This window comes from Streptomyces sp. CA-146814 (genome assembly GCF_050942385.1).
Lineage (GTDB): Bacteria > Actinomycetota > Actinomycetes > Streptomycetales > Streptomycetaceae > Streptomyces.
Genome location: NZ_CP192068.1, coordinates 3,429,090 through 3,454,444, shown reverse-complemented (window position 1 = coordinate 3,454,444; position 25,355 = coordinate 3,429,090). Strand labels below are relative to the sequence as shown.

The 25,355-nt window shown below is 71.8% G+C and carries 11 protein-coding genes; 1 reads left to right on the top strand and 10 read right to left on the bottom strand.

Translation table 11 applies throughout. The annotated features are described in order from the left end of the window. Positions 1–78: 78 nt before the first annotated feature. A complete protein-coding gene (locus ACQP09_RS15205) occupies positions 79–1,794 on the bottom strand; it encodes a DUF885 domain-containing protein (protein WP_433399657.1) in 1,716 nt (571 codons plus the stop codon). 250 nt (positions 1,795–2,044) lie between these two features. Further along, a complete protein-coding gene (locus tag ACQP09_RS15200; protein WP_433399654.1) occupies positions 2,045–3,067 on the bottom strand; it encodes an ornithine cyclodeaminase in 1,023 nt (340 codons plus the stop codon). 79 nt (positions 3,068–3,146) lie between these two features. Here ACQP09_RS15200 and ACQP09_RS15195 point away from each other — a divergent pair, with 79 nt between their 5' ends. Then, entirely contained in the window at positions 3,147–3,929 is a 783-nt protein-coding gene (locus ACQP09_RS15195; protein WP_433399651.1) for a thioesterase II family protein, read from the top strand. 55 nt (positions 3,930–3,984) lie between these two features. Here ACQP09_RS15195 and ACQP09_RS15190 read toward each other — a convergent pair whose 3' ends face one another. From ACQP09_RS15190 to ACQP09_RS15155, 8 genes are read right to left on the bottom strand one after another with little or no spacing between them, the layout of a single operon-like run. Beyond that, the gene (locus ACQP09_RS15190) at positions 3,985–6,231 is read right to left on the bottom strand and encodes a penicillin acylase family protein (protein ID WP_433399648.1); all 2,247 of its coding nucleotides are present in this window, start codon (positions 6,229–6,231) and stop codon (positions 3,985–3,987) included. Positions 6,232–6,290: 59 nt separating this feature from the next. Continuing rightward, positions 6,291–12,647 carry an amino acid adenylation domain-containing protein gene (locus ACQP09_RS15185; protein WP_433399645.1) on the bottom strand — a complete coding sequence of 2,119 codons (6,357 nt, stop codon included), beginning with the start codon at positions 12,645–12,647 and terminating at the stop codon, positions 6,291–6,293. Next, positions 12,644–12,907 (bottom strand): phosphopantetheine-binding protein, encoded by a 264-nt coding sequence (locus ACQP09_RS15180; protein ID WP_433399642.1) that lies wholly within the window; start codon positions 12,905–12,907, stop codon positions 12,644–12,646. Before ACQP09_RS15180 ends, ACQP09_RS15185 begins: the two co-directional genes overlap by 4 nt. Before the next feature lie 5 nt (positions 12,908–12,912). Further along, the gene (locus ACQP09_RS15175) at positions 12,913–15,972 is read right to left on the bottom strand and encodes an amino acid adenylation domain-containing protein (RefSeq protein ID WP_433399639.1); all 3,060 of its coding nucleotides are present in this window, start codon (positions 15,970–15,972) and stop codon (positions 12,913–12,915) included. A gap of 2 nt (positions 15,973–15,974) precedes the next feature. After that, positions 15,975–22,337: an amino acid adenylation domain-containing protein gene (locus ACQP09_RS15170; RefSeq protein ID WP_433399636.1), complete on the bottom strand. Its 6,363-nt coding sequence runs from the start codon at positions 22,335–22,337 to the stop codon at positions 15,975–15,977. Beyond that, positions 22,334–23,515, bottom strand: coding sequence for a cytochrome P450 (locus ACQP09_RS15165; RefSeq protein WP_433399633.1), 1,182 nt, complete (start codon positions 23,513–23,515; stop codon positions 22,334–22,336). The genes ACQP09_RS15170 and ACQP09_RS15165 overlap by 4 nt, the downstream gene beginning before the upstream one ends. Before the next feature lie 2 nt (positions 23,516–23,517). Continuing rightward, the gene (gene sbnA / locus ACQP09_RS15160) at positions 23,518–24,519 is read right to left on the bottom strand and encodes a 2,3-diaminopropionate biosynthesis protein SbnA (RefSeq protein WP_433399630.1); all 1,002 of its coding nucleotides are present in this window, start codon (positions 24,517–24,519) and stop codon (positions 23,518–23,520) included. Next, on the bottom strand, positions 24,503–25,348 hold the full coding sequence (locus tag ACQP09_RS15155; protein ID WP_433399627.1) for a formylglycine-generating enzyme family protein: 846 nt from the start codon (positions 25,346–25,348) through the stop codon (positions 24,503–24,505). Before ACQP09_RS15155 ends, sbnA begins: the two co-directional genes overlap by 17 nt. Between the last annotated feature and the right edge of the window lie 7 nt (positions 25,349–25,355).

Here is a 25,355-nt window from a genome sequence, read left to right as displayed (position 1 = left end):
GACGGCCGAGGGCGGGACACAAGCCGCTGCCGCCGGACGGGATGAGCCAGGGTCTTCGCCCGGATCAGACGAAAGACCCTAGAGCCGGGCCAGTTCGTCCCGGAGGTCATCGAGACCGAGCGGGCCGAGCGACAGTGCGGCTGTGTGCCAGGCCTTCAGGTCCAGTCGCTCGCCGCGCTCCGCATGGGCCGCTCCGGCTGCTGCCCGGCCGTCGAGCCAGGCCTTCTCCCCCAGCTTGTAGGAGATGGCCTGGCCGGGCAGGCCGAGGTAGCGGCCGATCTCGCTGTCGACGAACTCGGCGGACTGTCCGCTGTGGGCGGCGAGGAACTCCTTCGCGAACCCGGGAGTCCAGCTCTGCCCCGCGGCGACCGGGGCGTCCTGCGGGATGTCGAGGGACAGGTGCACGCCGATGTCGACCAGGATCCGCACGGCCCGCAGCATCTGCCAGTCGAGGAAGCCGAGACGCTCGCCGGGGGTGCGCAGGTGACCCAGCTCGTCCATCAGCCGCTCCGCGTACATCGCCCAGCCCTCGGTGCAGGCGTCGATGGAGGCGAGGGCCGACTGGTACGTCGACAGCCGGGCCCCGAGGTGCCGCCACTGGGCGAGTTGCAGGTGATGGCCCGGCACGCCTTCGTGGTACCAGACGCTGCGCAGGCTCCACAGAGGGAACCGCGTGCGCCCCTGAGTGGGCAGCCAGGTACGGCCGGGGCGCGAGAAGTCCACGCTCGGCGGGGTGTAGTACGCCGCCGAGCCCGTGCCCGTCGGCGCGATCGCGGCTTCCACCACCCGTACCGGCGGCGCAATGTCGAAGTACGTGCCGTCGAGCTCGTCGATCGCCTCGTCCATCCAGCCCTGCAGCCGCGACCGGACCGATTCCACCCCGTCCACGGCCTCACCGTGGAGATCGAGGTGGCGCATCGCCTCGCGGGCCGTGGCCCCGGGCAGCACGGACTCGGCTTCGGCGCGCGTCTCGGCCCGAATCCTGCGGTACTCCTCCCACGCCCAGGCGTAGGTCTCCCGCAGGTCGAGTTCGGCGCCCGTCCAGAACCGCGCCCAGGTGCGGTACCGGTCGGCGCCCACGCCGTCGGGCTGGACCTCGGCCCTGGGCAGGTAGTCGGCGCGGAGCCAGTCCCGCAGCCCGGCCAGCGCCGCGACGGCCTGACCTGCCGATGTGTCGAGTTCGGCGCGCAGGGCCGACGGTACATCGGCGCCCGCGCAGAAGCCGGCGTACCAGCCGCGACCGTCGCTGTCGCGGATCCAGGCGTCGAGCTGGTCGGCGATGACACGGACCTGTCGTGGCGCCGCGACGAAGGTGTTCTTCTCCAGCCCGAGGGTCAGGGACTCCCGGAAGCCCTCGAGCATCGGGGAGACGAGACCTGTTCGGCGCGCGACCGCCGACCAGTCGTCCGCGGTCCTCGTCGGCATCAGCTGGAAGATGTCCTGCGCGCGTTGCTGGAGACCGAAGACGTTGACCACCTCACGCAGGTACTCGTCGTCGGCACTGATGGCCAGCTCGGCCTCCAGACGCTCGCGCAGCAGTCGCCCGCACCGTCGCTCCAAGGGCGGGAGAGCGCCGGCCGTGGCCTGCTCGGCCCGGTCCAGGTCGAGGAGGGTCGCGCGGAACACGTCGTCCATCCGGGCACGGCCTTCCGGCGAGAGGTCCGGCATCTCGTCCTGGCCTTCCGGCACCCCCAAGTAGGTGGCAATGCCCGGCTCGACCCGGGCGAGCGCCGTGACGTAGCCATCCGCCACATCGCGCACCGCACGGGAGTCGGCAGACATGTCGTCGTCCACGTGTTTTCACCTCACCCTGAGTCGATCGGTCATTGGCTCTGTCCGGGGGCACCGCGATACGCCATCGACCACGCAGCGGAGTTCGGAACGCGGTGCACCGCACCGCCGGGAACAGACTGGCCCGACCGGATCGACCGGTCAATGAAGGGCTGCTTGAACGCCGACGTCACCGAACACTCCTGGCCCAGAGGACAACTCGCTGTGGAATCAGCGTGCTTGGCCATGGTGGGCGGGGACGCGGCAAAGGCGGTCAGCGGGGCAGGAACACTCCGGCGCCCTCGTCGCGGGCGAGGGAGTGGACGGAGGCCGCGAGGGCCACGTCGTGGACGCCCATGCCGAACGGGTTGATCACCGTCCGGTCCGTGGAGGTGATCGGGCGTGCGTAGGTGCCGGACAGGAGCGTGGCAAGTTCCGCGTCGACCTGGCGGGCACCGGCAGCCCGCGTGCCCGGGCCGGTGACGCGACCGGACGCGGCCAGGCGTCCCAGGAGGCGGGTGTCGTCCTCGCTGACGAGGCGCCAGTCGTCGACGAACAGGTGCTCGGCCCCGAGGAGCACGTCCTCGGCGGCGTCGTCGAGGGAGACGTTGAGGAAGACGGAGCCCTCAGGCAGCCAGGCCAGCGGTACGTACGAGGTCGTGGTGGTCGTGGAGGCCAGGGTGACCGGGGCCGAACGGACCGCCGATTCAGGGTCGGCGGCGATCTCGACCTCGATCTCCGGCAGCGATTCGCGGAGGGCGTCGGCGAACGACCGGCACCGGGACGGCGACAGATCATAGACACTCACCGACTTCACCGCGCCGTGAGCCGCGAGCAGACCCAGGTGCGTACGGGCCTGGATGCCGCACCCCAGCAGGGCCACCCGGTCAATGGTGGGCAGGGGGCGGACCGCTCGCAGTGCGGCGACGGAGACCGCCGCGGTGCGCAAGGCGCTGATGTGCGCGCCCTCCATGATGCAGACCGGTTCGGCCGTTTCCCCGTCGTACAGGAGGATCAGGCCGGCGGCGCGCGGCAGGCCCCGGTCCGGATTGCCCAGACTGGCGTTGATGATCTTGCATCCGTACGCGCCGTCGTGCCAGGCGGGCAGGACGAGGCTGCGGGCCGCGGCTCCGTCGGGCCCGGTCCAGCGCAACGCCGCCTCGGGCGTCACTCCGGACCGGTTCGCACGCACACCGAGGAACGCCTCCTCGACCGCTTCGAGCGGGTCGAACTTCGCGCACAACGACTTGACGGTCGCACCGTCGAGGTACCGCAGCGGACTGGGCACGGCTTTCATTTACTACGTCCTTTCGCGTTACGGAACACTGGGAACACGTCGCTTGAGGGGCTCGGGCGGCTCCTCTACGGTCGCCCGCATGAAAACTCAGCAGCTTCGTCCCAAGAGGCCTCCGCGCTGGCTCCTGCGGACTCCGGACCCGGACGCGCCGGCCCGTCTCTTCCTGTTCCCCTACTCGGGGTGCGGTGCCTCGATGTACCAGGCGTGGCCGCGGCGCATCGGTGCGATCGACGTCTGCCTGATCCAGCCGCCTGCCCGCCAGAATCGGATCGCGGAGCCGCACTACGGCACGTACGAGAACATGGCGCGGGACCTCGTTGAGTACCTCCGGCCTCACCTGGACCGGCCCTTCGCGTTCTTCGGGCACTGTGGGGGAGCGCTCCCCGGTGTCGAGGTGACCCGGCAGCTCGCTGCGGCTGGGCTCCCGCTGCCCGAACGGGTCTTCGTCTCGGGCCAGGTGGCACCCCATGACGGACCGTTCAGCCGGCTCTTCGATCTCGGCCGCGACGGGCTGCGCACCGAGCTCGGCCACATCATCACCGCTCTCGGTGGTGAGCCGAGCGGACCGCTCGTCGAGATGGGCTTGGAGGTCCTCGCGAACGACCTGGAGGCGAACCGGCAGTATTCCCCCGGCCGCATCACCGTTCCCTCGGGAGTCACCGCGATCGGCTGGTCGGAGGACACCGAGATCCCCACGAAGCTCATGGGCGGCTGGCCGGACGTCTCGGCCGACTGCCGGTCCGTCGAGCTGAACGGTGACCACTTCGCGTTCCTTTCGGCCCCCGAGGCACTGCTCGCCGAGATCCGGCGTGACCTCGGCACGGTGACCGGGGCCCCGGCGGAGCGGGAACAGGTGGTCTGACGGTCCGGGCGGCGCGTGCTTCGCGCCGCCCTCGTCCTTTTCCTGACCGTGCACATCAGCGGTCCGCCGGCGGCCGAAGGACGTGGCCGCAGCCGGTCCGGCGGGAGCGCGGCTGCAGCGGGGCCGCCAGGCTCGCCCACCGTGCGTGACGGTCCGCGTAGTGGCGGCTCAGCGGATGTCCCGACTGGCCGGCGGGCAGCTCGGCGGTGACGAGGTCGTCCACCGTGACCACGACCCTGCCCGCCGCGCCGAACCCTGGGACGGCGGTGCGCACGGTGTGCAACATCCCGGCCTGTGCGCGCGGGCGGATGCCGAGCATGGTGTCGGCCCACGGCGCCAGCGAGGTCAGCGGGTGCTTGAAGCCGACCCTGTTCAGGCGGCTCCATCTCTCCGGTCGGTCCTGCAGCGCCGACCTCACGCAGTCGGCCACGAAGCCGTCCACGTCGGTGGTCCCGGCGGGCAGCAGCGCGCGGTCGCGGGCCCCGAGGATGGCGAGCAGCGGCCGGTCGTAGTCCCGGAACGGGAAGCGGAACGAGGGCTCGTGCTCGCGGCAGACGGCGACGTACGGGCTGAGGACCCGCCGGGCCAGGATGTCGCGCAGTCGGACGAGGACGCCGAAGGCGCGAGAGCCGGTCCCGGCGGTGCCGTCCCACTCCTGGAGCAGGGACCGGACGGGGTCGCCGGGCTCCAGGGACGAAACCGCGAGATCACGGTAGGGCAGGTACAGATCGGCCGCGATGTCGTGCTGCAGCGCGTGCATGCCGGCCGCGTCATGCCGCTCGCTCGTGCCGAGGACATGGCGGATGCGGCGCGCCCTGTGCCCCGGGTCCAGGTCGAGCCCGATCCGGAACTCGTCCTCGGGCAGAGCGCCGTCGTTCGCCGAGACGAGGATTCCATCGGCGGGATCGATGATCCGAGGACGTTCCGGTCCGGTGAGGTGGCCGTCGGCCGGTTCTGTGCGTGGGGTGCTGGCCGGACGGCGGGGCAGCAGTCCCGTCGCCAGATGCGCCTTCCGTTTCCGGTCCGTGACGAGGACGTTGAGCGCGACGCCGTGGGCGTCGTCGAGGATTGCGACGGCCCCGATGACGTCCTTGGCATGGGCGAGCCGCTGGAACCGCAGGTCGGCGGCGCGTGGGTCGTGCCCCGTCCAGCGGACGGCGACCTTCTCGCCGCACAGCGAGGCGCGCGAGACCGGCATCGTGCCGACGGTGGTGACCTCCACGGTCGCCGGCCCGCGGCCGCGGATGCGGATCTCCTCCGTCCTCGTGCGCAGGTCCTCCTCCTCGGCGGGGACGAGGTCGAGAACATCGGCCGTGAGGTTCGTGACGCCCCAGGCGATCCGTCCGTTGGTGCCGGAAAGCACCACCGGCAGGCCAGGGCTGGCCAGGCCGCGCAATCGGGTGCCGGGCCAGGCGAGGTCGACCTCGTAGAGGACGTTCGGGATGCCGAAGGCCAGGTGCAGGTCGTTGGCGAGCAGCGGTTCGTCCCCGGAGACGGTCCAGCAGTTGGAGCCGGGGACGGCGTTGTCCAGAGCGACGAGGTCCAGAGCGTCCGCCTCGCCGCGATGGCGCGTCAGGTCGGCGGGCAGGGCCGCGGTACCACTGCCGGGCAGGAAGAAATCGGCGATGGGTTGCGGTAGCGCACGCCGCATGACCGCCTCCGCTCGCTTGGCCTCCTCGTTCCAGGACAGCGAGTGCGACAGGACGAGCGAGGTGAGCACGCTGTCCTCCACCCGCCACGGCTGAGGCCGGTACGACAGGAACCGGCACTCGAACGGGGTTTCGTGCGCGTAGGCGGCGTTGACGCCGTCGGCGAACGCCGTCAGGAGCTCTCGTTCCGGCTCGGCGAGTTGTTCGGTCGCGGTCCGGGCGGCACCGATGAGCCCGAGGCGGCGGTAGACCGTGTCCAGCGGCAGCGCGGTCCTGCCCCACACCTCCGAGAGTCGTCCGCCGCCGGTGCGACGTACGAGGTCCAGCTGGAAACCGCGGTCACGGCCCATCGTGTAGCCGAGGGCGCGGACCGCGTCGTGATAGTTCTGCGCGCTGATCCGGGTGACGCCGTCGCCGCCGCACTCGGCCTGCACCGGTGCGGTCAGCGTGGGCACCTCGATGTCACCGGGACAGCGCGGTGCCGAGTCCTTCAGGGAGCGCAGCAACCGTCGCTCAACTGCGACCCGGCCGCAGTTGCGGCGCAGGTACTCGGTGATGCCGGCCGCGCACGCGGTGAGTACGGCCGCCGACGCCCAGGGCCACGGGAGCAGCAACGCCGCGAGCAGCACGGTGGTCGAGCCCGCCGCGCCCACCGCCCGGACTGTCGGAAGCAGTCCCAGGCGGCGCAGGCTCGGACGGTGAACCGAGCAGGTCACGGGGTCTCCAGAAGGGCGTCGGCGGTGGTCCGCACGGCGGTCGTGATGGCCTCCAGGAGCTCGGCGGCCACCTCTTTCGACGTGCTCGCGGGCCTGAAACGCAGCTCGAACACCAACGTGTCACCGGCGGGTACGAGTCCGAGTACGAAGTCGGACTCGGTGGCCACGACCTGGGCGCCCAGCACGTCACGGTCGGGTGCGTACGGCGTGAAGACGAGGCCGTCGTCAGGGGTGACGGTGGCGACCTCCTCCTGTCCGACGAGCACCGCTTCGAACACCGGGCCCCCGCCCGGATACCGGTCCCGCAGCCCGGCGAGCATCTCTTCGAACGGCAGTTCCTGGTGGTCGAAGGCGTCGACGCAGACCTCACGGGCCTGCCTGGCGACCGCGACCGGACCGGTGTCGTCCAGCCGCATGCGCAGGACGACCGTGTTGGTGAGGAGCCCGACGATCTCTTCCGTGCCCGGCTCGACGCGGTTGGCGAGCATGGTGGCGATACGGATGTCGTCCTGGCCGCTCCATGCCCGCAGCGTCGTCGCGTACGCGCCGAGCACGAGCATGAAATCGGTCATGCCGTGCTTGCGGGCCGCGGCGCGCACCGTGGCGACGTCGTCGTCCAGGAGCGTCGCCCTGGTCACCGCCGATCGCAGCCGCTGCACGAACGACGCCTGCGTGTTCACCTCGGCGAAGCGGCTGCCGGGGCCGTCGGCGAGCGCGGGGAACGGTGGCTTGAGCCGTTCCAGCCAGAACTCCCTTTGCCGCGCCCCCTCTTCCGTGGCGAGCCAGTCGGCCCGGTCCTTGGCGAGCGAGCCGCTGCCACGGGGGACTGGCCGGTGCGCGGGTACACCGTCGGCGGCGATCTCGCGGTAGATCTGCGCGGCTTCGGACAGCAGCATCGAGAGTGAACGGCCGTCACACACGATGTGGTGGACGTTCAGGAAGACGACGTGCCGGTTGTCGCCGAGCCGGTGCACAGTGGCACGCAGGAGTGGCGCCCGGTCCAGCGGCAGTGCCTCCCGGGCGGCGGCCGCCATGTGCTGCTCGCAGCGACGGGCCGGGTGCTCGTCGGCCGAGTGGTCCTCGATGCCGAGCTTGACCGTGATGTGTGGTTCGACCACCTGTACGGGGCCGTCACTGGTGTCCTCGAACCTGATACGCAGCGCCTCATGACGGGTCGCCAGTTCGGTGAGGGTCCGCTCCAGGAGGGCGATGTCGAGTGGGCCGTCGGCGTGCAGTGCGCCCGCCATGGCGAACAGCCCGACTCCGGGCAGTTGACGGGACACGTCCCACATCTGGCGCTGAGCACGGGAGAGCGGGTAACGGGCCGCCGGCTCCGCGACGGCAGGCGCCGTGGCCTGCGTTACCGATGCGGTGCGGCCTTCCAGAGTGTTCGCCAGGCCCGTGACCGTGGGTTCCGCCATGAAGGCGCGCATCGACAGAGCTCCGTGACGGGCCCGGAGCCGGCTGACCACCTGCATCGCGGTGAGCGAGTCACCGCCCGCATCGAAGAACGGCGTCCTTGCGTCGATGTCCGTGATGCCCAGGACCTCGGTCCAGACCTCGCGGATGCCGGCCTCCAGGGCTGCGCGGGCGGGTTCGGGTAGCGCTGCCGGCGTGGGGGCCGAGCCCGAAGCCACTGCCGGGACCTGACGCACAGGTGGCGCGGTGTCCTCCTGAAGGGCCCCGGTGGTGTCGGAGGCCGGGTCGGACGCCAGAAGTCGGGCCAGGTCGACGATGCCGGGCAGCGGAGTCTCGCGGACGGACCGCTCGGCGCCCTCGACGATCGCGGCCAGGGCCCTGCGGTGCACCTCGGCCGCGAGCACCATCGTGCTCTCCGGCAGCGCCGCCGCGTCGTACTCCATCAACAGCCGTAGCTCGTGGGTGCGTACGTCGACGGTGTAGGCCGAGCTGTACGTGTAGTGCGTGGACTCCAGTTCCTGTACGTCCAGCAGTTCCAGGCCGCCGGCCCCGACCATTCGGCGGGTGTCGTGGTAGTCCGTGAAGTTGAAGCCGGAGTCGAACAGCGGCGCCGCGCCGTGCCCGGCCTGGATGGCCGCGTTCGGGTACCAGCGGTGCCGCATCATCTCCTGTTCCTCTTCATGGAAGCGCACCGCCAGCTCCGCCCATGACCGCTCGCCCAGCGAGATCCGCAGGGGCAGCTGGTTGAGGAAGAGGCCGAGAACGCGGTCGGCGTCGGAGTCCTCGGGCCGGCACGCGAACACCATGCTGGTGCTCACCTCGTCGGAGCCGGTCAGCCAGGAGACGACCCGCAGGTGCGCGGCGCACAGCAGTGCCTTCACCGGCACGCCCAGCTCGGCGGCGACGGCGCGCAGGGCATCGACTCGGCCCGACAGGTTCACATGGAACTGCCGCATCATGGGCGCGCCCGATCGCTCCGGCGCGATCAGCCGGGCCGGTCCCGCGGTGCGTCCGGCCCAGAACTTCTGGTGCTCCTCGTCGACGAGCGCCGCCCGTTCCAGGGCCACGTAGTCGCCGAAGGTGGTGCGCGGGCCCGGCCTGGGCGTCGCCGTGCCCGTGTCCAGCAGTTCGAGGTACCGGGTGTGCAGGTCCTCGAAGAAGACGTTCACCGACCAGCCGTCGAGGATGGTGTGGCTATGGGTGAAGATCAGCTGGTAGTCGGTCGCGGACGTGGTCAGCGCCACGAGACGGAACGGGCCCGGCCGGGACAGGTCGAAGTCCTCGGCGGTCTCACGCGCCACGACCTCCCGGATCCGTTCCTCCTGGCCGTCGGTGTCGAGTCCGGTCAGGTCCTCGAACGTGACCGGCACCTCGACACCGGTGTGCACCCGCTGCACCGGCCCCAGCTCGCCAGCGAGGTCGAAGCTGGTGCGCAGCGCCGGATGAGCGTCGGTGACGGCCTGCGCGGCCGCCCTGAAGGCGACCGGGTCCAGCACGCCGCGTACCCGGTAGCTCAGCATGATGTGGTAGACGCGGGCGTCCGGCGCCATCTCCTGGTGGTAGACCATCCCGGACTGCAGAGCGGTCATCGGGTAGGCGTCGACGACGTCCGGGGGGAAGACGGCACCCTGCGGCAGCCCCGAGAACGGCTCGCGGTCGACCCGGCCCTCCCCGGCGTCGCCCACCCGCGACACGAGGGCGGCGACCGTCGGTGCGCCGTACACGTCCCGGACGGTCAGGCCAAGACCTCGATCCTTGGCGAGGCCCACCACACGGATCGCCCGCATGGAGTCACCGCCGGCGTCGAAGAAGTCGGTGTCGGTTCCGACGGACGGGTCCGTGAGCACCTCGCGGAACACATCGAGCAGCAGAGCCTCATGCGGACCAGCCGGGGCGGCGTTACTCCTTCCCGTCGGCGCATGCCCGGACGTCGTAGGGTCGGCCACCGCGGCGGCCACGGCCCGTCGGTCGAGCTTGCCGTTGTTGGTGAGGGGAAGCTCGTCGACCGCCACTACGGTGCGCGGAACCATGTAGCGGGGCAGCACACCGCGCACCGCGCTGAGCAGCTCCGCGGGTTCGGGCGTTACGCCGGCTTCGGGGACGACGACGGCCACGAGGTGCGCGCCGCTGTCGTCCGTGGCCACCGAGGCACCGGCCGCGGCGACCCCGGGGCGGGCCGAGAGCGCCGCCTCGATCTCGGCGAGCTCCACCCGGAAGCCGTTGACCTGCACCTGCTGGTCGCGGCGGCCGAGGTAGGCCAGGGTGGTCCCGTTGCGCCGGGCGAGGTCGCCCGAGCGGTACATGCGGGCGCCGGGAACATCGCTGAAGGGGTCCGGCAGGAACCGCAGAGCGGTCTCCCGCGGCCTGCCGAGGTAGCCGTTGCTGACCTGCGGGCCGCCTACATGGATCTCTCCGACGCAGCGGTCGGCGACCGGAACGCCGTCGTCGTTCAGCACGTGCAGCGCCGTACCGGGCAGCGGTGCACCGATCTCGGACTCGGCGGTCCGGGTGTCCCCGGGCCGCAGCCGGTGCCACGACGCGTGCACCGTCGTCTCGGTGATCCCGTACATGTTGACGAGCTCGGTGCGGTGCCCGACCTCCGCGTACCAGCGTTCGACCAGCTGCCGGTCCAGCGCCTCGCCCGCGAACAGCACGTACCGCATGTGCCGGGTGGAGTCGGGCCGCGCGGCGAGCGCGGGCAGCATGACGGTCAGCGCGGACGGGGTCTGGCTGAGCACGGTCACCCGCTCGCGGGCGCACAGTTCGGCGAACTCCTCCGGCTCCCATGTCGTCAGCCGCGGTACCACGACGAGCCTGCCGCCGAGCACGAGGCAGCCGAACATCTCGTACATCGATACGTCGAACGAGCAGGCGTGGAAGAGGGTCCACACGTCGTCGGGGCCGAGGCCGTAGCCGTCGGCGGTCGCGTCGAGCAGGCTCAGCACGTTGTGGTGGGTGACCTGCACGCCCTTGGGCCGGCCGGTGGAGCCGGAGGTGTAGATCACGTAGGCGGTGGTGTGCGCGGGCACGTGGACGAGCGGTGCCTTCACCGGGGCGTTCACGAGTTCGGTGAGGGCAGCCCGTTCCCCGGGCACCTCGGCCTCGTCGGTGATGGTGAGGCAGGCGCCCGAGTCGGTGAGGACGTCGGTCACGCGCGCCGACGGCCAGGCCTCGTGCAGCACCAGGCTCGCCCCGCCCGAGGCCATCACGCCGATGATGGCCACGACGAGATCCAGGCTGCGCGGCAGGGAGACGGCCACGACGTCCCCGGCACCGATCCCGCGAGCACGCAGGGCCCCCGCGGTCGCTTCGATCCGCGCCCACAGCTGCGCGTAGGTGAGGGTGCCCTCGGGCGCGGTGACGGCGACCGCGTCCGGGTGCTCACGGGCTGTCGCGGCCAGGCGGCCGGTGAGCGACTCGTCGACGCGCGGCAGCCGACCTGGGGCGGCGACCGTGCCCGGCGCCGCGACCCCGAAGGCTCCGGCGGCGAGCGACGCGACCGGGGCGACCGGGTCGGCACCGGCAGCCGTCAGTACGGCGAGTACGGTGCCGGCGATGGCCTCGACGTCCGCGTCGGCCACGGCCCGGCGGTCCGCCTCGACGTGCAGGACGAGGGTCTCGCCCTCGTCGCGGACCAGGAAGTTCAGGCCGTACTTGGCGCCGAGCTGAGCCACCTCGACATGCTCGACCGCTAGTCCGGGGAAGCGGGGCTTGGGCAGTGTGGTGCCGAGGTCGGTGACGATGACGTTGAACGCCGACCGGGCGGCAGGGACGTCCTCGGGCACGGGCGCGTGGCGGACGGCGCCGAGGACCGCCGAACGGGTCCGGCGCACCAGCTCGGTGAAGGGGCCGGGGCCGACGTCCAGCCGGACCGGCACCGTGTCCAGCAGCAGACCGACCACTCGTTCCAGACCGGGGCGGTCGCGGCGGGAGACGGGCATGCCGACCACCAGGTCCTCGCGTCCGGTGTACCGGGACAGTGAGACCGCGACCGCGGTGGATACCACGGTGAAGACGCCGGCGCGAGCCTGCCCGGCGATCCGCCGGACGGCGGCGGTGGTATCGGCGGGGACGACCACGCGGTGGGCGTGGCCGCGCTCGGCGCCGACGCCGTCGCGTGGCGGGGGCAGCGGGAGCGCGCTCAGCGACGCGTCGTCGAACGTCTCCCGCCAGTACCGGCGCGAGACGGCGAGATCGGCGTGAGCGACCCGGTCTGCCTCCCAGCGGGCGTAGTCGATCACGGCTACGTCATCGCCCGGGTAAGGCGGCCGTCGCCCCTCGACCCGGCTGCCGTAGCAGCGGGCGAGGTCGTCCAGGAGCGGGCCGAACGACGTGCCGTCGGCGATCACATGGTGGAGCACGAAGAAGAAGACGTGGTCCTCCGGAGCGAGCTGGAACAGATGCATCCGCACCGGCGGCGTCGGGTCCAGAGGCAGCGGCAGGTCGGTGAGGCGCGCACACTCGGCCAGGCAGGAGGCTGGATCGGCGCCCTCGGTCACGGTCAGCGGGGGCTCGACCGACGGCAGGACCAGCTGCCGCGGCTCGCCGTCGGTCACCGGGAAGACGGTGCGCAGCGACGGGTGCCGCTCGTGCAGGTCCCGCAGCGCCAGGACGAACGCGTCCCGGTCGAGCGCCCCGCGCAGGCGCAGGGCCCCGCACAGGTTGTAGGTGCCGTCCTCGGCGAAGTACGAGGTGGCCCACAGCGAGCGCTGGGCGGCCGTCAGCGGACCGCTGTCCCCGCCGGGGGCCGGGGGCCACGCCAGCCCCTCGCGCCGGCCGACGAGGCCGAGGAGGTCCTCACGGTGCAGCTTCATCTCCGCCAGCAGCTCGGTCGGCAGTTCCTCGCCCCGGTTGCGGTAGCGGAGCCGGCCGTCAGCGAGGTTCAGCGCCACGCCGAGGTCGTCCAGGCGGCTCAGCACCTCCCGTGCACTCACAGCTCCCCCTCGAAGACCAGCTCGGCGGCCGGCCGGCCGGCGCGCAGGCGATCCAACTCGGCGGCGACTTCCTCGACCGTGCCCAGCTCGAAGAAGTCCTCCAGCGCCAGCTCGACACCGGTCACCTCGGTGAGCCGGTAGAGCAACTGCACCGCCAGCATCGAGTGGCCACCCAGTTCGAAGAAGTCCTGGTCGGCGGCTATCTCGTCCACTTCGAGGAACTCGCGCCAGACCTCGGCAACCTGATTCTGCGTCGACACCTTCATCACCTTTCGCCGAAAGTCAGTACCGCGTCGGGGTCGGCCGCGCCGGCGCGCAGCACCTCGGCCACCGCCTGCGCCCAGCCTGCGACCGTCGCGGAGTCGAGAGTCTCCGGCCAGAACAGGACCTCCAGCCGCAGCCGGTCGGTCTCGCCGGACACGTCGATCATCAAATCCAGGTCCATCACGGGGTCGGCCAGTTCGCGCGGCTCGACCCGGAGGTCTCCGATCCGCAGCCCGGTGCGCCACGCGCTCTGATGCGTGACCTTCACCTGGAACAGCGGGAACCGGCCCGGCCGGCGCGGTGGGGCCACCGCCGCGACCAGCTTGTGGAAGGGGAGTCGGTCGTGCTCCTGTGCGCCGAGCACCTGCCGCCTGGCCAGGTCGAGCAGGTCGCCGAAGGACGGTGCATCGCCGGGTGCGAGCCGGATCGGCAGCTGATTCACGAACGTGCCGATCAGCTCCTCGCTGCCGGGCCACGAGCGGTTGACCGAGTCGATGCCGAGCACCAGATCGGTGGTCGCGGTCGCATCGCGCAGCACGACGTACGAGGCGGCGAGCACCGCCATGAACGGGGTCGCGCCGTGGGCCCGGGCGGTCTCGGCGAGGGCCTTGGTCTCGTCCGACGTGAGGAGGGTGACCACCTGGTCGGTCTCGAAAGCCGGCCTGGCCGGCCGGGGCCGGTCGAGCGGCAGATCGATCGCGGGCGGTGCGCCTGCCAGCTCCCCGGTCCAGTACCGCGTGCACTCCTCGGCGTCGGGGCCTTCCAGCCACGCACGTTCGGCGGCCACGTACTGGGAGAACGTGGCGCGCGGCGGGGTCACCCCGGTGTCGCCCGCGAGCGCCCGCTCGTAGTGCTCGGCCACGTCGCGCTTGAGCACCTCCAGGGACCAGCCGTCGGCGACCAAGTGGTGCAGGGCGATCGAGAGCACGTGGTGGTGGTCGGTGATCCGCTCCAACCGGGCCTGGGCCAGGGGTGGTTCGAGGGTGCGTGCGGAGATCTCGAACTCCTCCGAACCGGCTTCCTCCAGAGGGAGCTCGGCCTCGGGCCACAGGACGGCCTTCGGGACACCGCGCTCCTGGGTGAAGGCGGTGCGCAGCGGCTCGTGCCGGGCGACGACCGCCGCCAGCGCGTGCCGCAGCGCGTCCTTGTCGAGCGTCCCGTGCAGGTCGAGGGAGAGGATCAACAGGTTGGGCGCCTTTCGGCGGTGCAACTGTTCGAAGAACCACAGCCGCTCCTGCCCGGACGACAGGACCCCCACCGCACACGGTTCCTCACCGATGGCCAGGGGTTCCGCGGCCTCGACGGCGGCGAGGAGGCCCCGGGGGGTCGGCCGGGACAGGAACGCGCGCAAGGAGGTGCCCGCCGCGCCGAACTGCGCGCGGGCGCGGGCGACCAGGGTCATCGCGAGGAGCGAGTCGCCGCCCGCGGTGAAGAAGTCGTCGTCCGGGCCGACCGCGGCCACGCCGAGCGCCTCGCCGACCAGCTTGCGTACCGAGTCCAGGGCGGAGGCCGTGGTGGGGTCCGTCGAGGTGTCCTTGGCGCACCGGGCCTCCAGGGCTCGGTGGTCGATCTTCCCCGAGGTGTTGACCGGCAGCTGGTCGACCACGGTCACCTCGTGCGGGACGAGGTAGTGCGGCGCGCCTGCGCGCACGGCGGCGGCCACGTCGGCCGGCGCGTCGAGAGTCACGAAGGCCCGCAGCCTACCGCCGGCGAACACACAGGCGGCGGACCCGACCCCCGGAATCCTCAGCAGCTCGGCCTCCACGTCACCCAACTCGACCCGGTGGCCACGGACCTTGACCTGACGGTCACGGCGGCCATGGAAGTCGATGGTGCCGTCGGCCGCCCGGCTGACCCGGTCGGCGGTGCGGTACAACCGCGCGCCGGGCGTGCCGGACAGGTCGTCCGGCACGAAGGTCCGCGCGGTGCGCACCGGGTCACCGATGTAGCCGCGTCCCACGCCGGCGCCGCCGACGAGCAGTTCGCCCTCGTGGCCGGCCGGTACCTCGCGTCCCTGCGCGTTCACCACGTACAGGCGGGTGTTGAGCACCTCCCGGCCGATCGACGGCCAGGGCCGGGCAGCGCTCTCGGCCGCGGTCACCCTGTGATGGGTGACGTCGTCGGAGCACTCGGTCGGGCCGTAGGCGTTGACGATCGGGATGTCCGGGCAGTGCTCGTACCAGCGCTGGGCGACCGCCCCGGGGAGAGCCTCCCCGGTGGCGACCAGATACCGCAGCGATGACAGCCCGGCCCGTAGCTCGTCGTCGAGTTGCGCGGTGAGCACGGCGAGGAACGACGGGACGATCTCCAGTACGGTCACCCCGTGCCGGCGGACCCACGCCACCAGGTCGCCGGGCTCGGAGATGTTGCGGGGGAGGGCCACCGCGGTCCGGGCGCCGATGCTGAGCGCGATGAGGGTCTGCCACACCGAGATGTCGAAGGAGAGCGGTGCGGTGAGGCCGATGACGTCGGTGGTGCCGAGGTCCAGGTCCGCGGTCTTGGCCGCCATGTGGTTGTCCATGCCACCGTCGGCGACCATCGCACCCTTGGGCAGGCCGGTGGATCCGGACGTGAAGATCACGTAGGCCAGACCGTCGCGCGGTCGGTCCGGCGTCGTCTCCTGTGCAGCCTCCCGGTCCAGCTCTCCCAGCTCCTGGGCGGCGACGAGCACGCTCGGCTCCGGGGCGAGTCCTGCCACGACCTCGGCGGCGAACTCCTCGTGCCCCGGCTCGACGAGCAGGGCCCGCACCTCGGCATCCGCACACATCCGGCGGGCGCGCCACACCGGCACGCTCGGCTCAACCGGGACGAAGGCCGCGCCGGCGAGCAGCACACCGAGCACCATGGCGACGTATAGAGGGCCACGGCCTGCGACCAGAGCCACCACTGTCTCCCGGTCCGCGCCGGCCGCCCGCAGCGCCGCGGCGTGCCGGCGGGCCATGGCGTCCAGTTCCGCGTACCCCTGGGTGACGCCGTCCGCGACCACGGCGGGTGCCTCGGGGTGCTTCCGCCGCCACGAGGAGAACCGGCTCAACAGAGGGCTCGCGATTGGCTCGTTCATGATCAGGCCCTCTCCACCAGGTCGCTCACGGGGAGCAGTTCGGCCAGGGACGCCGCGTCGGCGCCGACCAGCGCGCGCACCGTGGCGTGCAGTCGGCGGGCCAGGTCCGCGATCCCCGCCGCGTCGAACCGTCCGGTCCGGTAGCGGAGGCTCAGCCGATAGCCGCCGTCCTGCTCTTCGATGTCGATCAGCAGTGGATAGGGGGCTGCGGCGATGTCCAGGTCGGTCGCCTCCACCTCAAGACCGGTCAGTTCGACGGGTCGGGAGGGCGGCTGCATCACGAGCATCACGTCGAACGGCGACCCGTCGCCGTCGGTGGCCGGTGTGAGGAGCGGCGCCAGTTCCTGGAAGGGCACGTTCGCGGACCGGTAGGCCCGCAGGGCGCCGGCACGGACGGCGGCCAGTGCCTGGGCCGGCGAGTCCGCCGGGGACAGGTCCACGGCCAGCACCGAGACGTTCAGCAGCGGCCCGACGACCTGCCGCCACTCGGGCCGGTCGCGCTGGGCGATCAGCGTGCCGAGCATGATCTGCTCCCGCTCGTTCGACCCGCTGTGGGTGAGCGCGGCCAGTGCGGTCGCGAACACCATGTAGGGGGTGGTGCCGGTACGCACGCCGAAGTCACGCACTGCCGCACCGAGATCGGCGTCGAACGCGTCGATGTGCCTGGCCGACGCGTCCTCGCCCGGCCCCGCCGGGACAGCCCGGTCCGGCAGCGCGGACCGTCGGGCCGGTCGGCCCACCACGTCCCGCCACAGGGCGGCGGTCTCACCACGGTCCCGCCGGTTCCACCAGGCTCGCTCGTCGAGGCAGTAGTCCGCGAACCCGTAGTCGGCCGCCGCCGGCACCCGCCGGTCGTAGCGGTCGGCCAGCTCGCGCAGGAAGAGCATGACTGACCAGCCGTCGCACACGATGTGGTCGATGTTGACGAACAGGCCCCGGTCCCGGTCCCCGAGTCGCGCGAGCAGCGCGCGGAACGGCAGCTCCTCGCGCAGGTCGGTGACGACCGCGGCCTCGTCCTCGACCAGCCGGTCGAAGACCGCGTCGCCGAGCTCGGCCACCGGGCCGCGCAGGTCCAGACGGGCGAGCTCGAACTCCTCGACCGGGCGGGCGGTCCAGGTGAGTTCGCCACCGTCGGTGGCGAACCGGGCCAGCAGCACGGGGTGCGCCGCCAGGGTCTCGCGCAGCGCCGCCTCCAGCGCCGCCTCGTCCAGGTCGCCGCGCAGCCGCAGCACACCGGGCATGTTGTACGTCGGGGAATCGGGGTCGATCTCGCGCAGGAACCAGAAGCGCTGCTGCGCGGCGCTGGCGGGAACCGGCCGGGTCGGGTCCGCGGGTACGCGGTTATCCCGCGTCCGGTCGGCCGTGGCCGGGTCCGCCGCCCGTACGGCACCGACGAAGTCGCGCAGTCGCGGGTTGGCGAAGACGACATCGACCACCAGCCCCACGCCGAGCAGCGCGTTGACCCGGTCGATCATGGCGAGCGCGAGCAGGGAGTGGCCGCCGAGCTGGAAGAAGCTGTCCTCCCAGCCGACCGTGTCGAGCTCCAGCAGGTCCGTCCACAGGGTCCGGACGGTCGCGGCGAGCGGGTCGTCCGGTTCGGCCGCAGTCCTGGGGGCCGCCGACGCCGTGAACGACAGAGACCGGTAGTCCACCTTGCCGTTCTTGGACCGGGGCAGCCGCCCGAACTCGGCGATGATCGTCGGGATCATATGCCGGGGCAGCAGGTCGGTGAGGACGGCGCGGAACCGTTCGTCCTCGTCGAGGCCGAGTACCGCCGCCGAGTCCTCCGGTCCACCGGGCCGGGACACATAGCCGACGAGCGAGGCACCCGCCGGCCCGTGGTGAACCTTTACCGCGGCCTCGACGACACCGGGGCACCGGCGCAGCGCGGTCTCGACCTCGCCGACCTCGATCCGCTGGCCGCGGATCTTGATCTGGGTGTCGGCGCGTCCCAGGAACTCCAGGTCGCCGTCGGCGTCCAGGCGGCCGAGGTCTCCGGTGCGGTAGAGCCGCCCGCCCGGGGCCGCCGCGTACGGGTCCGGCACGAACACCTCGGCGGTCCGCCGGGAGTTGCCGCGGTAGCCGCGGCCGACCGCGCCGCCGCCGACGTGCAACAGACCGACCACACCGGGCGGCACCGGCCGCAGGTGCTCGTCGAGGACGTGCACGGTGGTGTTGGCGAGTGGCCGGCCGACCGCGGTGGTCATCGGAGCGTCGGGTCCGGTCGCGCACAGGCCGGCGGTGACGTCGTCGGTGCATTCGGCCGGACCGTAGGCGTTGTGCACGGGGATGCCGGGCAGCTCCCGCGTCCAGCGCCGCAGCACGTCATGGGTGAGGGTCTCGCCCGTGGACAGCATCACCCGCAGGGCGCCCGGGGTCGCGGCGAAGCCCGCGTCGAGCAGCGCCATCATGTTGGACGGCACCAGCTCCAGCATGGTCACGCCGCCGTCGACCACGGCCTTCAGTAGCTTCGCGGGCGACTGCGAGTCCGGCTCGGGCACGATCCGTACGCGGCCGCCGAGCATCAGTGGAGTCAGCAACTGCCATACGGAGATGTCGAAGGAGACCGGGGCGGTCTGGGCGACACAGTCGTGCTCGGTGAGCCCGAAGTGCTCGGCCAGCTGCCACATGTGGTTGGTGACGCCGTAGTTGGTGGAGACGGCGGCCTTGGGAACACCGGTGGAACCGGAGGTGTGGATGATCGTCGAGGTGGCGTGGTCGTGGCAGAGCCGAGGCGGCCGGACCTCGGTGGCGCCCGAGACCAGCTCGGCGAGGTCGAACACCTGGCGGTCGCCGAACAGATGGCGGCCCGAAGGCCCGGCGATGATCGCGACCGGCTCGACCGCGTCCACCATCGCCTCGGCCCGCCGAGGAGCCTCGCGGGGGCTGATCGGCACGTAGGCGCCGTCGGCCTTGTGCAGGCCCACCAGGGCCACCAGGTAGTCGGCGGACCGGTCCGCGCTCATCACGACGGCGGCGTCGGTGGCCACGCCGGCGGCCCGCAGCCGCTCGGCCGCCCGGTTGGCGCGGACGTCCAGCTCGGCATAGGTCAGCCGGACCCGGCCGTCGTCGACGGCGATGCTGTGGGGGGCGCGGTCGACCCAGTGCTCGAAGGAGTCGAGGTAGTTCTCCGGGCGCGGAACGTCGGGACCGATGCCCCGGGCGATCAGCGCGGCGGCCTCGTCCTCGGCCAGCAGCGGCAGTGGTCCGCCCGTCCCGGCGCCGATGCCGGCGAGCAGCACCGGCAGGGTCCCGGCCACCAGCTCGGCTTGGTCCCGGGAGACCTTCGCGGAGTCGTACTGGATCTGGAAGTCCACCGTGTCGTCGCGGATCGCCACGTTCAGGCCGAGGTCGGACTGCGTGGTGTGGTCGGGTACTGCGTGGCCGTGCAAGGTGACGGCGCCCGCCGCCAGCTCGGACTTCTCATCGCCCGTCACGATGCCGGCCGCGCCGGGCAGCGACGCCGTGTAGCAGGTGAACATGGCCTGGAAGACCGTGGCCGTGGCGGTGTCGCGGTCGGGGTTGACTAGCCGGACGATGTCGGAGAGCGGCATGTCCGCGTGGTCCAGCACGTCGAGGACGTGGCGGTGGGTCGCGGCGGCGAACTCGACGAACGGCGTCCCGGGGCGGTGGACGGAGCGCACCGGCACCACGTTGACGAGATAGCCGACCCACTCGGCCAGGGACCGGTCGGTGCGGCCCGCGGTGGGCACGCCGACGATCAGGTCGGACTGGCCCGACAGCCGGTGCAGCAGCTCCTGATAGGCGGCGAGCAGCAGGTTGTGCAGGGTCAGACCGTGCTCGCGGGCGTATTCGGCCAGTGGGGCGCCGGGCATGCGGAAGGCCAGTGACTCACGGGGTGCACCGGCCTCGGGGCTGCCTAGCTCGGGCAGTGTGAGGGTGGGCAGTTCGCCTTCGAGTTCGGCCTGCCAGAAGTCACGGTGTTCGCGGGAAGAGGGCGGTGCGGCCAGTGGGTGGGGCTCAGCCTGCTCGCCACGGAGTGCGGCGGCCAGGTCGGCGACGACGATCGCGTACGACGACACGTCGCACACGATGTGGTGCATGGACAGCGCGAACAGCCAGTCGTCCCGGCGCCGCAGCAGGGCGGCGCGCAGCGGGGCCCCGGAGGCGAGGTCGAACGGACGGGTCGCGATGTCGCGGTACCAGGCGGCGACCCGCTCGTCTGACCAGTCGCGCCCGTCGGCGACCTCGGCCTCGGGGACGCCGGTGTCACACACCTCGGCGTGCGGGGTGCCGTCGCGCGTGGTGATTGCCAGGCGCAGGCTCGGGTGGCGCGCGGCCACGGCACGCAGTGCGGTGCGGAAGGCGTCGGGGTCGACGGTCCCGGTGACCCGGAACGCGCGCGTCACGTTGTAGTCGCCGCCGTCCGGTCCGGCCCGGTGCAGGAACCACAGGGCGCGCTGGGAGGGAGTGAGCTCGTAGGTCTCGGTGGCCGTGGCGGCGGTGGCCGTGGCGGCGGTGGCGGTCGAGGCCGCCGCGGCGAGTGCGGCGATCGACTCCGCCCGCAGCGCGGCCGTGGGCGACAGCTCGACGCCGAGCGCCTCCTCCAGGTCGTGACGCAGCCGGACCGCGGTCAGCGAGTCGGCGCCGAGGCCGGCGAGCGTGGCATCGGCCGGCGGCGGCTCGGCCAGGCCGAGCAGGGCCCCGAGGTGGAGGCGGAGCGCGTCGGTGAGGGCGTGGTCCGACAGCAGTTCCGTGAGCGAGGAGGTGCGCCGGGTGGGCGTGTCCTTCCGCAGGACCGGCAGCACGCCGTCGACGTAGCGCCGACGGACCGCGTAGCGCTGGACCTTTCCGCTGGATGTCTTGGTGATGGTGCCGGGCGGCACGATCAGGACGGTGCGGGCGGTGACGCCGTGGACGCGCGACAGGGTGTCGCGGACCCGCGCGGCGATCTCGGCGTACCGCTCGGCCGGAGTACCGGCGCCGACCTCCTGGCAGACCACGACCTCCTCGTCACCGCCGTGGTCGACGCCGAAGACGGCACAGCGGCCGGGCCGGACCTCCGGGTGGCAGGTACCGGCGTCGGCCTCCAGGTCCTCGGGGTAGATGTTGCGCCCGCGCTGGACGATGAGGTCCTTGGCACGGCCCACCACGAACAGCTCGTCGCCGTCGCGGAAGCCGAGGTCGCCGGTGCGCAGGTGGGGCCCGAAGCTCTTCCCGCCCCAGTAGCCGTTGCCGTTGCTGTCGCTCGCGACGGCGATCTCGCCGACCTGGCCGTCGTCGAGCCGGGCATCGCCGTCACGGTCGAGGATCCGCACATCGGCGTGGTCGGGCAGCCGGTAGGCGGTCAGCTCCCGGCCGTCGTCGAAGGTCCGGGAGACGGTGGCGGCGACGGTGGTGACGAGCAGGGTCGACTCGGCCAGGCCGTAGCAGGGCAGATGGGCTCCGGAACGGAAGCCGGTGTCGCGGAACGCCTCGGTGAAGGCGCGCAGCGTACGCGGATAGACCTGGGCGGCGCCGTTGAAGGCGACGCGCCAGCGGGACAGGTCGAGTCCGGCCTTCTCCTCCTCGGTCACCTTGCGCACGCACAGGTCGTAGGCGAAGTTCGGGCCGCCACTGATGTCGGCGCCCTCGGCGCTGATGGTCTCCAGCCAGCTCGCGGGGCGGCGGATGAACGACAGCGGGTCGAGGATGACGCCCTTGGCGCCGGTGTACAGCGGCTGCAGCATCGCGCCGATGAGACCCATGTCGTGGTGGAGAGGCAGCCAGCTGACGATCGTGGAGTCCGGCGTCACGCCGAACGACCGCTGGATGGCGGCCTCGTTGTGCATCAGCGCGCCGTGGGTCACGACGACGCCGCGAGGCGTACTGGTGGAACCGGAGGTGTACTGGAGGAAGGCGACGTCGTCCCCGGCTGCGAGCGGCAGGCCCGCGCCGTCGTCGGCGGCGGAAGGCTCGATCAGATCGGCGAGCAACCACTCCTGGGCCTCGGCGAACGCACGCAGCTCCGGATCCTCACCGGCCAGCGCGAGGTCCCGGACGAACGACAGGGAGACGACGAGCGAGACGTCGCAGTCCCGGGCCACGTTCAGTACGCGGCGCCGGGTGCCCTCGTCGATCGGCAGCGGTACGGGCACGGCGATCACACCCGCGGCGAGGCAGCCCAGGAAGGCGGGGGCGAACTCCGGCGCGGTCGGGAACAGCAGCAGCACGCGCGAGCCGGGCCGCACCTTCTCGGTGAGGGCGCGGGCCACGGCGAGTGACCGGCCCCACAGCTGTCCGTAGGTCAGGTCCACTCGCGGTCCGCCGCCGAGCGACGCGATCGACAGTGCCGGCTTCCCGGCCGAGTCCTGCGCGTGTGCGGCGAGCCGTGCGATCAGCCCGCCCGGGAGGAACCCCGTCATGACTTTTCCTTCCATGTGAACCGGACGGTCGCCTCACTCGCGCCGAACATGAGCCGCGGGTCGAGTAGGCGGGTGCCTGCCGGATCGACCGCGAAGTCGGTGGTGGAGTCGAGCAGGGCGCGCAAGGCGATGCGGATCTCCAGGCGTGCCAGCGGCGCGCCCAGGCAGTAGTGGATGCCGTGCCCGAAGGCGATGTGCGGGTTGGCCGACCGCCCGATGTCGAACACGTGCGGCTCGTCGAAGACCCGTGGGTCGCGATTGGCGGCGGCGATCCACACCGACACCGATTCGCCGGCGGGGATCTCGTGCCCGCCGATCACGATGTCCCGGACGGTCCTGCGTTCCACGCGGGTGGTCTCCGAGCGGTACCGCATGACCTCGTCGATGGCCGAGTCGAGAAGTTCGGGCCGGGCACGCAGCTCGGCGACGGCCTTCGGGTGCCGCCCGAAGACGATCATCGCGTTCACGAGCGTGATGGTCGCGGCCTGTCCGGTGGACATCAGCAGCGCGATCAGCCCGGCGATCTCGTCGTCGCCGAGGGACTCGCCGTCGATCTCGGCCGCTATGAGCTTGCTGGTCAGGTCGTCGGTGGGCGCGGCGCGCCGCTTCGCGACGAACTGGTGCAGGTACGCCTCGGCGATCTGGGTCAGCGAGAGCACCTTCTGCAGGCCGTTGCCCTCGGAGCTCGGGTCGGCGAGTGCGAGGAGGTTGCTCGACCACTCCTGGAAGAGGTGCTGTCCCTTGTCGGGGATGCCGAGCATCCGAGCGATGGCCGTGGCCACGACCGGCGAGGCGAACTCCCGTACGTAGGAGACCTCTTCCCGGCCTCGCAGCTCCGCCAGGAAGCTCTCGACGGTCTCGTGGACCATCGGTTCGAGACCGGCGACCCAGCGGGGGGTGAAGGCCTGGCTCACCAGGCCTCGCAGGTTCCGGTGCCGGGGCGGGTCCATCCAGGTCAGGTTGCCCGTGCGGTACAGGCGCATCGGCGAGTCCTCGGGCACCGGCCGCACCACGGCGTTGGAGAAGGCACCGTGGTTGGCCAGTACCTCTTTGACCTCCGGATAGCCGAAGACGTGCCAGCCGCCGCCCGGCGCCCGGGTGACCGGGGCGCGGGTACGCAGCCAGTCGGTCAACGCCGCCTCGTCGGCGGGTGGCGGCGTCCACACGCTCGTCGTCACGCTCATACTCCCTCGGTTGCTGCCGGTGTGAGGTGTTCGGTGACCCAGTCGTCCGTGTAGACCGTGTCGGCGTACGGATTGCCGCTGTCGGCGCAGAGGAAGGCCACCACCGGCTCCGGGCCCGTGTGTCCCTCGAAGTGCCGGGTGATCGCTGCGTAGACGCAGCCGGTGGAGCCGCCCGCGTAGATGCCGTGGTCCCGGAGCAGGGCGCGGCAGCCGGCCACCTCGTCCAGCTCGGAGAGCACGACCACCTTCTTGATCCAGGCCTCGTCGATCAGCGGCGGCCGGATGCTGGAGCCGATACCCGGGATTCGCCGCCGGGCCGGCGGAGCGCCGAAGATCGCCGAGCCCTCGACGTCGACGGCGACCACCATGGCGTCGGGGCAGGTCTCACCGAGCCGGCGCGAGAGCCCGTTGATCGTCGCTCCGGTGCCGACGCCCACGAAGAGGTAGTCGATCCGGCCGACGTCTTCGAGGAGTTCCCGGGCGGTCAGTTCGTAGTGGCCGCGCGCACCGTCCGGATTGGCGTACTGATTGGGCCAGTACACGTCCGACAGCTCCGCGCGCAGCTCGCTGATCCGTCCGAGCCGGCTCAACAGGTAACCGCCGGTGCCGTCGGGCTCGGTGACCTTCTCGACCCGCGCGCACAGCCGCCGCAGCGTCCGCTCGGTGGCCGCGTTCACGTTCGGGTCGAGGACCGGCACGAACGGCACGCCCAGTTCGTTCAGGAACGACGCGAGGGCGAGCGCGAAGTTTCCGGAGGACGACTCGACAACCGTGGTGGTACGGGTGATCTCGCCGCGCCGCACCGCTTCACGGAGGATCCAGATAGCGGCTCGGTCCTTCGCGCTTCCCGTCCGGTTCTCCAGCTCCATCTTCGCGTAGAGCTGGAGGCCCAGGTGAGGCAGTCGCACGACCGGGGTCCTGGGCAGGTCGCCCAGGAGCGCGTCCGCGCGGTCGAGCAGCTGCCTGTCCAGCCGGCCTTGGTCAACGTGCGCAGACACGGAAGCCCATGTCGTAGCAGCTGTAGTCGGGCAGGTTGTAGATCCGCACCCACGCCAGGCAGCCACGGGGGTCACAGTTGTTGTAGAACGATCCGCCGCGGATCACACCGAGCTCGACCTCACCCTCCTTCGTCTTGATGACGCGGCCGGGCTTGTTCGCGTCGTACGGGTAGTGGTGGAAGGCGCTCGCGGTGATCTCCCAGACGTTGCCGGTGAGGTCCTGGACGCCGTACGGGCCGGCCGACCCGGGGTAGGCGTCGACGGGAGTGGTGTCGGCCACGTTCATGGTGTGGTTGCAGAGCTCGGCGGTGGGCTCCTCGTTGCCCCACGCATACCGTCGGCCGTCGGTACCGCGTGTGGCCTTCTCCCACTCGGCCTCGGTCGGCAGGCGGGTGCCGGACCACGCGCAGTACGCGGCGACGTCGAGGGAACTGACATGGGTGACCGGGTGGTTGTCCTTGCCCTCCAGGGTGGAGTCCGGCCCGTGCGGAGTGCGCCAGGACGCCCCGTCGATGTTCTTCCACAGGTAGTCCTGGTCGGGGACGACGACGGCGGGGTCACCGATCCAGACCCAGCTCCTGCCCTTCTTCTCCGCGTCGGTCACATGGCCGGTGGCCTCGACGAAGCGGTGGAACTCGGCAACGGTCACCGGGTACTTGGCCATACGGAACTCGGCCACGTCGACCTGGTGCTCCGGCGCGGCAGCACGAGGCTTGCCGTCCTCGCGCAGCTCGTCGGAGCCCATCGTGAACGGGCCGGCGGGAACGGTCACCCAGTAGTCCGAGGGGAGTGCCTCGGCGGGGGTCATCTCTGCCGTTACCTGGGTCACGGATTCT